General features: G+C 63.5%; 9 protein-coding genes (1 of these 9 running past the window's edge). 1 reads left to right on the plus strand and 8 read right to left on the minus strand.

The features are described from left to right. Nucleotides 1–970: the 3' end of a M23 family metallopeptidase gene (locus tag A3AU_RS0117525; protein ID WP_027054010.1), read on the plus strand. Its footprint begins 1,001 nt before the window's first position; only the last 970 of its 1,971 coding nucleotides appear in the window; its start codon lies off the left edge, out of view; the stop codon is at nucleotides 968–970. 4 nt (nucleotides 971–974) lie between these two features. Here the strand turns inward: A3AU_RS0117525 and A3AU_RS0117530 are convergent, their stop codons facing one another. The 8 genes from A3AU_RS0117530 to ptsP all read right to left on the minus strand — a co-directional run bounded on the left by A3AU_RS0117530 (nucleotide 975) and on the right by ptsP (nucleotide 13,177). Beyond that, entirely contained in the window at nucleotides 975–2,537 is a 1,563-nt protein-coding gene (locus A3AU_RS0117530; protein ID WP_027054011.1) for an MFS transporter, read from the minus strand. A 141-nt stretch (nucleotides 2,538–2,678) separates the two neighbouring features. After that, a complete protein-coding gene (locus A3AU_RS0117535) occupies nucleotides 2,679–4,202 on the minus strand; it encodes a L,D-transpeptidase family protein (protein ID WP_027054012.1) in 1,524 nt (507 codons plus the stop codon). 146 nt (nucleotides 4,203–4,348) lie between these two features. Next, nucleotides 4,349–4,714 carry an MmcQ/YjbR family DNA-binding protein gene (locus A3AU_RS0117540; protein ID WP_027054013.1) on the minus strand — a complete coding sequence of 122 codons (366 nt, stop codon included), beginning with the start codon at nucleotides 4,712–4,714 and terminating at the stop codon, nucleotides 4,349–4,351. Nucleotides 4,715–4,830: 116 nt separating this feature from the next. Next, nucleotides 4,831–7,437 carry an ATP-dependent chaperone ClpB gene (gene clpB, locus A3AU_RS0117545; protein ID WP_027054014.1) on the minus strand — a complete coding sequence of 869 codons (2,607 nt, stop codon included), beginning with the start codon at nucleotides 7,435–7,437 and terminating at the stop codon, nucleotides 4,831–4,833. A 220-nt stretch (nucleotides 7,438–7,657) separates the two neighbouring features. Continuing rightward, nucleotides 7,658–8,641 (minus strand): DUF4167 domain-containing protein, encoded by a 984-nt coding sequence (locus A3AU_RS0117550; RefSeq protein ID WP_027054015.1) that lies wholly within the window; start codon nucleotides 8,639–8,641, stop codon nucleotides 7,658–7,660. A 310-nt stretch (nucleotides 8,642–8,951) separates the two neighbouring features. Beyond that, nucleotides 8,952–9,824, minus strand: a complete 873-nt coding sequence (gene prmC / locus A3AU_RS0117555) for a peptide chain release factor N(5)-glutamine methyltransferase (protein WP_027054016.1) — start codon at nucleotides 9,822–9,824, stop codon at nucleotides 8,952–8,954. Then, on the minus strand, nucleotides 9,817–10,896 hold the full coding sequence (gene prfA, locus A3AU_RS0117560; protein ID WP_027054017.1) for a peptide chain release factor 1: 1,080 nt from the start codon (nucleotides 10,894–10,896) through the stop codon (nucleotides 9,817–9,819). Before prfA ends, prmC begins: the two co-directional genes overlap by 8 nt. A gap of 10 nt (nucleotides 10,897–10,906) precedes the next feature. Continuing rightward, nucleotides 10,907–13,177: a phosphoenolpyruvate--protein phosphotransferase gene (gene ptsP / locus A3AU_RS0117565; protein WP_027054018.1), complete on the minus strand. Its 2,271-nt coding sequence runs from the start codon at nucleotides 13,175–13,177 to the stop codon at nucleotides 10,907–10,909. Nucleotides 13,178–13,205: the final 28 nt, after the last annotated feature.

Raw genomic sequence — 13,205 nt, forward strand, 5'->3', positions numbered from 1 at the left:
GCGCACCAGCGTCTACGACAAGACCACGCATATCGTCACCATCGCGCTGGACGACCGCGGCCAATATGTGCCCGCGCAGGAGCCGGACCCGAATCCCGAACTTTTGACGGCGTTCGACGATTCGTCGGCACCCGTCGTGGTGCGTGGCAACCTGCCCAATGTCTATGACGGCATCTACCGCACCGCCTATTCCTACGGCATGTCCAAGGCGATGACCCAGCGGCTGATCAAGCTCTTGGCCTCCGATGTCGACTTCCAATCCCGCCTCAATCCGGCCGATCGCCTCGAAGTGCTGTTCTCGCAGCCCGATGGCGACGACCAGACCTCGGACGATTCCGAGCTTCTGTACGTCTCGGCGACCTTCGGCGGCACGACGCGCAACTTCTACCGCTTCCAGATGCAAGATGGCAGCTCGGACTATTTCGACGAGAACGGTTCGAGCGCCCAGCAATTCCTGCTGCGCAACCCCTTGCCCAACGGCAGGTTCACCTCCGGGTTTGGCGCTCGAAAGCATCCGATCCTGGGCTATGTCCGCATGCACACCGGCACGGACTGGGCGGCCCCCATCGGCACCCCGATCATTGCCGCCGGCAACGGCGTCATCGAAAAAGCCGGCTGGGCCGGGGGCTACGGCAAACAGATAATGATCCGCCATGCCAATGGCTACGAGACATCCTATAACCATCAGAGCGCATTCGCCAAAGGCATTGCCGTCGGCGTGCGCGTCCGCCAAGGCCAGGTTATCGGTTACCTCGGTCAAACGGGCCTCTCCACCGGACCGCATCTTCACTACGAGCTAATCGTAAACGGCACCAAGGTTGATTCGATGCGTGTCCGCCTGCCGGTCGGCAAGGTGCTGAAAGGCGACGACCTCGTTGCCTTCAAGCGCGAACGCGAGCGCATCGACGATCTGCTGAAGCAGGAAGATGGCAACTCGCTGAAGGTCGCCAGCGCCAAGATCGACGGCTGAACCTCTACCGATCCGGCAGGGGCGAATCAATTTCTCGGCGACGCCGCCAGGGCAGTGCCTGACCCGGAACGGTCATCCAGGCGATGATCGCTGCAAGCAGGCAGAGCACGGCGGTCGTCAAAGATACGGCCGAAAAAGCCATGTCGCTGGCAGCAAGCCGCGTTGCTTCAAGTTCGGGCGGCAGGCCTGTCGATACAGGTTCGCCAAAACCCGGAATGCCCGGCCTGATGCTGGTGTCGAGCATCCTTGAATAGACCCAGGTGGCAAGCGATCCCATTGCCGCCACCGCGATCAGGCCGCCAATACGCGAGACGGCATTGTTGATGCCGGAGGCGGCCCCCGTATCCTTGTCTTCCACCGCCGTCATGATCGCCGTCGACAGTGGTGAGACGACCAGGGCCATGCCGAGCCCCATCAACGCCATCAGCGGAAATGTTCCGGTCCAGAAATGGTGGATGCCGCCATGGCTGAGCAGGGCAAGTCCGGCGAAGGCGAAAGCCACGACCAGGCTCCCGCACGAAATCGGGAAACGCGGCCCGATCCGGTCTGACAATTGGCCGACCGGTCCTGACAGGAGCGCGATCGATGCCGACAGCGGCAGGAAGATGAAGCCGACCTCGGCCGTGCTCAATCCCCAGCCTGCAATCAGCAGCATCGGCAGATAGAACAGATTGGCCGACAGCGCGAAATAGAGGAAGAAAGTCGCCACATTGGCGCCAGCGAAAGCCCCGATACGAAACAGGCTGAGGTCGATCATCGGCTCGCGCCGCCGTTGCTCGAACAGGATGAAGACGACAAGCAGCACGGCGCCGGCGGCGATGCTCGGCCCCGCCATGTGGCCCTCGCCGCTGGAACTCATCGAAGTCAGCCCATAGGCGAGCGCGCCGAAGGCCAGCGTCGCCAACGCCCCACCGCCAAGATCTAGGCTGCGTTTTTCCGTCGGCGCATCGGCCGGGACCTTGAAGAGCAGGAGATAGATGGAGATCAGGCCAAGCGGCAAGTTGACGGCAAAGATCGCCCGCCAGATACCACCGCCGAAAGCTGAAAGTACCAAACCGCCGAGCACGGGGCCAAGCGCGGTGGTCAGTGCCGAGGCGGCGGCCCAGATGCCGATCGCCCGGCCGCGTTCTTTTTTCGGATAGGCCTTGGCGATGATGGCGAGGCTGCCCGGCACCATGATCGCCGCGCCTATGCCCTGAAGTGCGCGAAACGCGATCAGGACGACAGCATTCGGCGCCAGCGCACAGGCGAGCGAGGCTGCGACGAACAGCATAATGCCGGCCACGAAGGCGCGGCGCAGCCCGAACCGGTCGCCAGCGGCGCCTCCGGCGAGGATCAGCGCCGACAGCGTCAGCGCATAGCCATTGGAAATCCACTGCGCCTCGGCAAGACTGGCGCCGAGATCGATCCGGATCGCCGGCATGGCGATGGCCAGGATGGACCCATCGATAAAGCCGAGCGCCGAGGCCAGGATCGCCGCGATCAACACGTAACGTCGCTGCGATTGCGAACAGAACGTCCCGTTGGTCGCGGTCATGGGAACTGCGGCTTCGCCAGAGGATTGCATGAGCTTGCTTAGACCGTTGGCATACGCCCAACAACAAGCCAGCAAGTCGATCTCGTTAAAACCAGATAGAACTGGCCACAAGGTCAGGGTCGCGCCGGCTCGTTGGTCGTGCAGCTGGTCTATGCCGCTGCACTGCGCGGCTCATTGCTGCGCAACGTCATCGGCTGAAGGTCCGCCAACGAATTCCACGGTAACGCCTGGCGAGACCAGCTTGGCCAGTTCGCGCGCGTCCCAGTTGGTCAGGCGCACGCAGCCATGGCTTTCGGTCTTGCCGATCTTCGACGGCTCGGGCGTTCCGTGGATGCCGTAGGTCGGCTTGTCCAAGGCGATCCAGACCGATCCGACAGGTCCGTTGGGGCCTGGCGGAATGGTCAGAATCTTGTCGTTCTGGCCCTGCTTGAAGTTGATGTTGGGGTTGTAGGTGTAATTCGGGTCGAGCGCGATGCGTGACACGGCGTGGATGCCGGTGGGCGACGGTGTATCGGCCGAGCCGATGGTTGCGGGATAGGCCGCGACCAACTTGCCGCCCGCATCGTAGGCGTACACTTCCTTCTTGGTCTTGTCGGCGACGATGCGCGCTACCGGCGTCGACACCAGCTTGCCGAAATTGGCGACCTTGATGATCGTGCCGGGGCTGTTGAAGTCGAGGCCCTTGTTGATCGACTTCAGATAGTTCTCATCCATGTGAAAGCGCTCCGCCAGCGCCTCGGTAACAGAGGTGTAGCACATGCAGTTGAGCTGCGCCTTCTGGCTGTAGTCTTCCGGGATCGAGGCGACATAGGGTCCGGCTGCGTCCTCGGCTGTGATCGTGTAGTTGGCAAAGGGGTCACCGCCGGACTGCGAAAGGGCCGCCTGGATGCCGGTCGAATCGGTCGACTTCAAATTGCTGCCCGTAATCTCATTGTAGGCGGCGAGCGCCTTGTCGACATTCGAGCCAAAGCGGCCGTCGATGACGCCGGGCGAAGCACCGCCCCGGTCGAGTAGCACCTGCAGTGCCGCGACATCTTGGCGTGCTCCCAGCGCCAGCGACGGATCGACCGTCGTCTTGCCGCCTAGCTTGGGCGGCAGGCCTGTCTGGTCGGAGGGCGCGGCCTGTTCCGCCGGGGCCGACGGCTGCATAGGGTCTATCGAGGCCTCGTTGAGCGGCTGACGCTTGATGCTGCCCGGCTTTGCCGGCGGCCGCGCATCGGGATAAGTATTGTCGTAAGTGCCGTCGTCCTGCGGCGCCGGCGGATAGGCGTCCACCGAATTGTCGCCATTGGCGTCATATTCGTCGGCCGGCGGCGGGATGACCCGGCCCTCCTCTTCCAGCTGCTTGCGACGGAACCGAGCCATGTCTTCCGGATCGTCGAGATAGTAGCGATCATCGCCGCTGGGGGCACGGCCCAACTCGCGCAGCCTTGTCTCGCGGCGCAGCGCGCGGCGGTCGAGCCGTGTTTGCGGCGGCTGGATGGCGATGACCTTGCCGGTATCGGCATCGACGATGACGCGGTTGCCGCGGGCGTCGTAGTAGATGTCCAGATTTCCATCCTGGGCAACGAGAATGCCGCCATTATCGGCAGCGCGGACAACCCTTGTCGCGTTGTCCTGTGTCGGCGAGGCAAGCGCGGCAAAAGGCACAAACCCGGTGGCAAGCGCCGTAAGGGCAAAGATCGTGCGGAACATCGTGGCCAAACTCTCCGGTCCGTAATTGCCGCCGTCCGGCATTATTGTCCAGCGAACCCATTCGCCAGCAAACCATTTACCCTACCATATGGTTCCAACATGAACCGGGCATGAAGATGGCGGTTTTCCGGCATGTCGACGAATAGCTAGTTTGCGGCGAACCCCAATTCCCTCCGCGCCTGCTTGGTCAGCTTCAGGGCGACAAGGCGATGGCTCTCGCGCAGATAGTCCTTCAGCGCGGCATCATCCATGCTCTGGCTTGTCCGACGCTGGATCCATTTCATCCCACGCGAGGCAAGGTAGGGCGCCGGCCGCAGCCCGGGCTGCTCCTTGAGCACATCATAGGCAATATCGGAACATTTGAAGGTGACGAAGAGCTGCTCGCCCTGGTCCCAGCCGCCGATCGCGAAAACCTTGGTCCCGACCTTCCAGACGTGGGCGCCGCCCCACTGCACGACGTGGTTTGTCGCGGCCAGCGAGGCGCAGAAGCTGTTGTAGTCGTCCGGCGTCATCCACCCCCCAACATTGCTGTGAAAACGCCGCGCGTCCGGGATGGACGCGCGGCATCCTTGTTTTTATGCATGTCGTTCACCCAAAACCGAGTTCAGTTTTGGGCGACATATATTGATCAGGCCGCAGCCTCGGTCGCGACGACCGTTGGCTTCGAGCGGAAGTTCAGCCGGTCGGAACCAGACGTGACCTTGACGGTCGAGCCATCGAGAATCTCGCCGAGCAGAATCTTCTCGGCCAGCGGATCCTGCAGTTCCTTCTGCATCACCCGCTTCAGCGGCCGCGCGCCATAGGCCGGGTCGTAACCCTTGGCCGCGAGCCACTCGATCGCCTCACGATCCAGCGACAGCGTGATCTTGCGATCGACAAGCAGGCTTTCCAGCCGCTTGAGCTGAATTTCGACGATGCGGTCCATGTCCTTGCGGCGCAGCCGGTGGAACAGGATCACCTCATCGACGCGGTTGAGGAACTCCGGCCGGAACGATGCCTTGACCACATTCATCACCTCGTCGCGCACGGCGTCGACATCCTGGTCCTCGCCGAGATTGACCAGATATTCGGCGCCGAGGTTCGACGTCATGATGATCAGCGTGTTGCGGAAATCGACCGTGCGGCCCTGCCCGTCGGTGAGCCGGCCGTCATCGAGCACCTGCAAGAGCACGTTGAAGACATCGGGATGTGCCTTCTCGATCTCGTCGAACAGCACGACCTGATAGGGCCGGCGCCGCACCGCTTCGGTCAGCGCGCCGCCCTCCTCATATCCGACATAGCCGGGAGGCGCGCCGATCAGCCGGGCGACCGAGTGCTTCTCCATGAATTCCGACATGTCGATGCGCACCATGGCGCTGTCGTCGTCGAACAGGAAGCTTGCCAGCGCCTTGGTCAGTTCGGTCTTGCCGACGCCCGTCGGCCCGAGGAAGATGAACGAGCCGATCGGCCGGTTCGGATCCTGCAGGCCGGCACGGGCGCGCCGCACCGCCTTCGAAACGGCCTGCACTGCCTCGCCCTGGCCGACGACGCGTTTGCCGATCTCGTCTTCCATGCGCAGCAACTTGTCGCGCTCCCCCTGCAGCATCTTGTCGACCGGAATGCCGGTCCAGCGCGAGACGATATGGGCGACGTGGTCGGGGGTGACCACTTCCTCGACCATGCCGGCCTTGCCATCCTGGGCCTCGGCTTCCTTGAGCTTCTTTTCCAGTTCCGGGATCTTGCCATAGGCAAGCTCGCCGGCGCGCTGGAACTCACCCTTGCGCTGGGCAATGGCCAGTTCGTTGCGCGCCTCGTCGAGCTGCTTCTTCAGATCGGCGGCGAGCCCGAGCTTCTGCTTCTCGGCCTGCCATTTCGAAGTGATCTCCGCCGATTCCTCTTCGAGGCCGACAAGTTCTTTCTCGAGCCGTGCGAGCCGGTCCTTCGAGGCATCATCCGTCTCGACCTTCAGCGCCTCGCGCTCGATCTTGAGCTGCATGATGCGGCGGTCGATCTCGTCTAGCGCCTCGGGCTTGGAATCGACCTGCATCCTGAGCCGCGACGCGGCTTCGTCGACCAGGTCGATCGCCTTGTCTGGCAGGAAACGGTCGGCGATGTAGCGGTTGGACAGCGCCGCCGCCGCCACCAGCGCCGAATCCGAGATACGCACCTTGTGGTGCTGCTCGTACTTTTCCTTCAGGCCGCGCAGGATCGAGACCGTATCCTCCACCGTCGGCTCGTCGACGAAGACGGGCTGGAAGCGGCGGGCAAGGGCGGGATCCTTCTCGACATGTTTTCTGTACTCATCAAGCGTGGTCGCGCCGACGCAGTGCAGTTCGCCGCGCGCAAGCGCCGGCTTCAACAGGTTCGACGCATCCATTGCACCATCCGCCTTGCCGGCACCGACCAGCGTGTGCATCTCGTCGATGAACAGGATGATGTTGCCGTTGGCCGAGGTGACTTCCGAGAGCACGGCCTTCAGCCGCTCCTCGAATTCGCCGCGATATTTGGCGCCGGCGATCAGCGCGCCCATGTCGAGCGCCATCAGCTGCTTGTCCTTCAGCGATTCCGGCACGTCGCCATTGACGATGCGCAGCGCCAAGCCTTCGGCTATCGCCGTCTTGCCGACTCCGGGCTCGCCGATGAGCACCGGATTGTTCTTGGTGCGGCGCGACAGCACCTGGATGGTACGGCGAATCTCGTCGTCGCGGCCGATGACCGGATCGAGCTTGCCGGCGCGGGCGTCGGCCGTGAGGTCACGCGCGTACTTCTTCAGCGCGTCATAGCCCTGCTCGGCGCTCGCCGAATCGGCGGTGCGGCCCTTGCGGACATCATTGATGACCTGATTCAGCGCCTGTGCGGTGACACCTGCCTTGGCTAGGATATCGGCGGTCTTTGCCGACTTCTCCATGGTGAGTGCCTGCAACAGCCGCTCGACGGTGACGAAGCTGTCGCCGGCCTTCTTGGCCAGTTCCTCGGCGGTCGAGAACACCTTGGCCAACGGCTGTGCCAGATAGAGCTGGCCATTACCGCCCTCCACCTTCGGCATCGCCTCGAGGGCGGTCTCGATACCGAGCTTGACGTCGCGGACGTTGCCGCCGGCGCGTTCGATCAGCGACGCGGCAAGGCCCTCATCATCGTCGACGAGCACCTTCAAAATATGTTCGGGTGTGAATTGCTGGTGATTGCGGGAGAGCGCCATCGTCTGCGCGGACTGGATGAAGCCGCGCACGCGCTCGGAGTATTTCTCAAGGTTCATATCTGTCTCCTTCCGTCACCGGCCCGCTTTGCGGCACCGGATCAGATTGCGGTGACGGACCCGCCCGTTCGAGCCGGATCCTGTTCAGCCGAGATATGGTGCATGGACCATTCCGTCTCAAGACGCCTTGATATCGGTCAATGCATAATATTGCACGTCAGCCCAAACGGAAACGGCGGAGATTTCTCCCCGCCGTTCAACGCCTTGAAATGCTGTTCGATCAGTTGTCGATGTCGACAATCACCGGCTCCGCATTGCCGCTGTCGGCCGGGGTCGCTGCCACCTCGCCGGCATTCGCATTGTCGTTACCGCCGTCGACCTGGTCAATATTGGCGCGCGGACGGCGCGGACGCCGGGGGCGACGGGCAGCACCGCTCTCGGCAGCCGCCTCGTTAAGCTCGGCCTGGGCGGCAAGAGCCGCCGGCGAAAAACCCCCGAACAGCGGAGCCGGCTCGGCCGCCGCAACGGTCTCGACCGGCGTACCGGGCTCGCCCTGTAACTCTGCCTGTACCGGGGCCTCGCTGCGCTGCTGCTGGCCGCCTTGTTCCGCGGAAGAACCGTAGTCGCGCTGGCCGTTCTGGCCATAGCCGCCATTGGGACGGCGATCGCGGTGGCGCCCGCCATTGTTGTCGCGGCCGCCATTGTTGCGCCCATTATTGTCGCGCCCGCCACTGTCGCGCCCGCCACTGTCGCGATTGTCGCGACCGTTTTCGCGGTTGAGTGCAACCTCGGCCGGCATGCCTTCGATCACCGGCTGCGGCCCGGCGCCATGGTTGATCACCGGAATTTGTGGGTCGGAAACGGTGTTGCCGCTGTTGCCCGCCCCGCTGTTGCCGGCATTGTCGAAATCGTCGCGATCCTCATCGCCGTCATCGTCGAAATCGTCGCGATTCTGCTGCGTGTTCTGGATCGGCATCTGCGCCTGCGCGGCTGCTATGATGCGATTGTAGTGTTCGGCGTGCTGGAGATAGTTCTCCGCCATCACCCGGTCGCCGGAGCTTTGCGCGTCACGGGCCAGAGTGGCGTATTTTTCGGCGATCTGCTGAGCCGATCCGCGGATCTTCACGTCCGGGCCGTTGCTCTCGTAGTTGCGCGTCAGGGGATTCGGGCCCTTGCGGTTGTTGTTGTTATTATTGTTGTTGCCACCGCCGCCGCCATTGTTGTTGCGACCGCGCATGCGCCTGTTCTGCTGTTGTGGCCTCATTCGACTCTCTTCATCTTGAAATTTTCGAAAACTCGTCACGAACGGAGGCGCTCATGCAGCCAGCCGTTTCGTTTCTTCACCGGCGTTCGCCCGCATCAATTGCGTTGGCGCCACGTGCCATCCTGTTCCGGTTACATCACTTGCCGGACGATTCCCGCACGAAGCTTGGGCGTCGTTTGCGCAAGAAGGCAGCTATTTCCAAGGAGGACCGAATCGCTAAGAGCACTGCCTGCTTCGTCTCATCCGGTTGAGGCGACCCTAGCCGCATTCCCCGGTATTGCCAAGCGGTTTTTTCGCACTGCGTCAAGGCTTATCCCCTTTGAAAGACAAGAACCCTATCGTTTCCGCCGAGATCACGCATGGCAACGGCCGATGCGTAACCAGCCGCCTTGAATATATCCGTAACCTCATTGCGTTGCGTGTAGCCGATCTCGACCGCAATCCTGCTTTCGGCTTCTAGAAACCAGGCCGCCTCGGCGGCAATGATCCTGTAGGGGGTCAACCCATCCACGCCGCCATCCAAGGCTAGACGCGGGTCGAAATCGCGGACCTCGTCCTGCAGATTTCCAATGTCTCGTGAAGGTATATAGGGAGGGTTTGCGGCAATTACATGGTATCGGCCGGAAACTTTTTCGAACCAGTCCGACCGGACGGTCGTGAACCTGCCGCCGAGCCCAAGCTGTACGGCATTATGGGCCGCCGTAGCCAGCGCGCCGGTGGAAATATCGACACCGGTGGCGGTGGCGGCTGGCACCGCACTCAGCAAGGCCAGGGCGATGGCACCCGTCCCGGTGCCGAGATCAAGGATACGGCATACGCCCTCCCGCACGGCGGTTGCCTTGACGAAGGGCAGGATCGCCTCGACCAGCGTCTCGGTGTCCGGCCGCGGTTCCAGCGTTTCTGGCGACAGCGACAGGCGCAGACCGTAGAATTCGCGATAGCCGAGGATGCGATGCACCGGCTCGCCGCCGGCTCGCCGTGTCAGGGCGGCTTCGATGGCGGCGATGGCGTTCCTGTCGATCTCGCGTCCGGGCTCGGCGATGGCCTGCGTGCGGGTCGTCCCGGAAAAATGTTCGAAGATCAGCCGGGCATCGAGCTCCGGATCATCGACAGCTGCCGCCACAAGCCTGGCCCGCGCCTCCCGCAGCAGAAGCCCCAGCGTGTCGGGCAGCTTGTCAGCCATCCAGGCCGATATCGGCCAGCAGTTTCGACTGATGATCGGCGACCAATGCGTCGATAACTTCGTCGAGTTCGCCCATCATCACCCGGTCGAGCTTGTAAAGCGTCAGGTTGATGCGGTGGTCGGTGACGCGGCCCTGCGGGAAATTGTAGGTGCGGATGCGCTCCGAGCGATCGCCCGAACCGACCTGGGACTTGCGTGATTCGGAACGTTCCTCATCCGCCTTGCTGCGCTCCAGATCATAGAGCCGGGCGCGCAGGATCTGCATCGCCTTCGCCCGGTTCTGGTGCTGTGACTTCTCCGCCTGCACCACCATGATGCCGGTCGGCAAATGGGTGATACGGACGGCCGAATCGGTGGTGTTGACATGCTGACCGCCGGAGCCGGAGGCGCGCATCGTGTCGATGCGGATGTCTTCGGCCCGGATCTCGATATCGACCTCTTCGGCCTCCGGCAGCACGGCGACGGTCGCCGCGGACGTGTGGATGCGCCCGCTCGCCTCGGTCGCCGGCACGCGTTGCACCCGATGCACGCCGGATTCGAATTTCAGATGGGCAAAGACCCCCCTGCCGGAAATAGTGGCGATGATTTCCTTGAAACCGCCGGCATCGCCGTCACTGGCCGACACTGTCTCGAACCGCCAGCCGCGTCCGGCGGCATAGCGCTCATACATGCGAAACAGGTCGCCGGCGAAAAGCGCGGCCTCATCGCCGCCGGTACCGGCGCGGATTTCGAGGATGGCGTTCTTGTCGTCGGCGGCATCCCTGGGCAGAAGCAGAACCTGGATGTCCTTCTGCAGCGCTTCGATACGCTCCTCCACACCGGGCAGATCCGCCTCGGCGAGCGCCCGCATCTCGGCATCGGTACCCTTGTCGGCAAGCATCGCCTCGAGGTCGGCCTGCTCATGCTCGGCCGAGCGCAATTCCCGAACCTTGCCCACCATGTCCTGCAGCTCGGCATATTCCGATGCCATTTTCACATAGGCATCCGGCGCCGGGCCGGCCGACATCTGCGCTTCGAGCATCTCGAAACGCTTGACGACTTGATCCATACGATCGCGGGGCAAATTGACCATGACGGGGGCGCTACAACGGGATCGAGCGGTCGTCGGCGAAGGCCTGGAGCAGCGCCCGCATCGGCAGCCCCTGCGCCGGCGCCATCAGGTTGTCGTCGAAAAACGCCGTCAGCTCATCCAGAGGCAGTTCCGTCAGCATCGCCTTGACCGGTCCGATCGAGGCCGGCGACATCGAGATCGAGCGGAAGCCAAGACCGATCAGCGCCATGGCCGAGATCGGCTTGCCGGCGAGTTCGCCGCACAGCGTCACCGGTGTGTGGTTGCGCGCGCCGGCATCAGCGATCTGCTTGAGAACGCGCAGGAACGGCGCCGACAGCGTGTCGAAGCGGTTGGCCAGCTGCGTGTTGCCGCGATCGACCGCCATGACGAACTGGAACAGATCGTTCGAACCGACCGAAACGAAATCGACCGCCTTCATCAACTCGTCGAGCTGGAACAGCAGCGACGGCACTTCCAGCATGGCGCCGAGCTTGAGGCTGGTCGGCAGATGATGGGCAAAGCGCGACAGATGCCGCACCTCGCGGTCGATGATCTCTCGCGCTTGCGCAATCTCGCCGAGCTCGGTCACCATCGGCAGCATCAGCTTGAGCTCGCGCCCGCCGCTGGCCTTCAGCAGGGCGCGGATCTGGGTGCGCAGCAGCCCCGGCCGGTCGAGCGTCAGCCGGATCGCCCGCCAGCCGAGCGCCGGGTTCTCTTCCTGGATGGCGCCCTTGAAATAGGGCAGCACCTTGTCGCCGCCGATGTCGATGGTGCGGAAGGTGACCGGTTTGCCGCGCGCCGCCTCGAGCACGTCGCGGTAGAGTTTTTCCTGCGCCTCGGCGCGCGGAAAGGTCGAGGCGACCATGAACTGCAGTTCGGTGCGGAACAGGCCGATGCCGGCTGCACCAGCCTCGGCAAGCTGCGGCAGGTCGACGGCAAGCCCGGCATTCATCAGGAGGTCGACCTGAACGCCGTCCCGGGTCATCGACGGCTTCTTGCGCAGCTCGCGGTAGACCTCTTGCCGGCGGGCACGGAACCGTACCTTTTCGGCATAGGCGGCTTCGAGATCCGACTGCGGCCGCAGATGGATCGTGCCTTCCTCGCCGTCGACGATGATGGCATCGCCGTTTTCCGCCATGGAAACGGCGCCCTTCATCTGGCCGGCGACCGGAATGCCCATGGCGCGCGCGACGATGACGACGTGGCTGGTGGCCGCACCGTCCTCGAGTACCAGTCCGCGCAATTTGTCCCGGGGATAATCGAGCAGTTCGGCCGCGCCCATCGAGCGGGCGACGATGATGGCATCCTTCGGCAGCGAGGCCGCGACGTCCTCCGGCCCGCGCCCCATCAGCTGGCGTAGCAGCCGGTTGGCGAGGTCGTCGAAATCGCTCATCCGCTCGCGCAGATAGGGATCGGTCATGTGCAGCATGCGGGCGCGCATGTCGCTCTGCACCTTTTCCACCGCGGCCTCTGCGGTCAGGCCGTTGCGGATTGCCTCTTCAAGGCGCCGCACCCAGCCACGGTCGTTGGCGAACATGCGGTAGGCTTCCAGCACCTGGCGATGCTCGCCCTCGAAGGCGACGTCGCGGCGCTCCAGCATGTCGTCGATCGAGAGTCGGAGCGAACCGAGCGAGCCATCGAGGCGACGCACCTCCTCCTCGCTGTCCTCATTGAACAGATTGGTGACGACGATGCGCGGCTCGTGCAGCACGACATGGCCAAGCCCGACACCATCGTTGAACGACAGGCCGGTGAAGCTGACGGGCCGGCGCAGGTCGAGTTCGAGGCCCGGCCGGGTCAGCCGCGCCAGATCGCCTGTTGCGATCATCTCGGCGATGACCATCGCCGTGGTCTCCAGTGCCTCGACCTCGTCGTCGCGGTAATGGCGCATGGTCTTGTTCTGCACGACCAGGACGCCCAGCGTGCGCCCTGCTCTGAGCACCGGCACGCCAAGGAAGGAATTGTAGATCTCCTCCCCGGTCTCCGGCAGATAGGCGAAAGCCGGATGTTCCTGCGCGTTGGACAGGTTGAGCGGCCGCGCGCTAGCGGCGATCGTGCCGACAAGGCCTTGTCCCAGCCGCAGCTGCGCCAAGTGGACGGCGTTCGGGTTCAGACCTTCGGTGGCGTAGAGTTCGAGCACTGAATCGGCGCGCAGCACATAGAGCGAGCACACTTCGGCGACCATGTTGGAGGCGATGTCGCGCACGATCCGGTCAAGCCGCTCCTGCGGCTCCAGCGGCTCTTGCATGAGCTCGCGGAGCCGTTTCAGCAAAACGCGCGGGCCACTGGCCTGGTCACGCATCGCGGCTTCTTCTCCAATGAACACTTGC

The sequence above is a fragment of the Mesorhizobium erdmanii USDA 3471 genome, assembly GCF_000472705.1.
GTDB lineage: Bacteria > Pseudomonadota > Alphaproteobacteria > Rhizobiales > Rhizobiaceae > Mesorhizobium > Mesorhizobium erdmanii.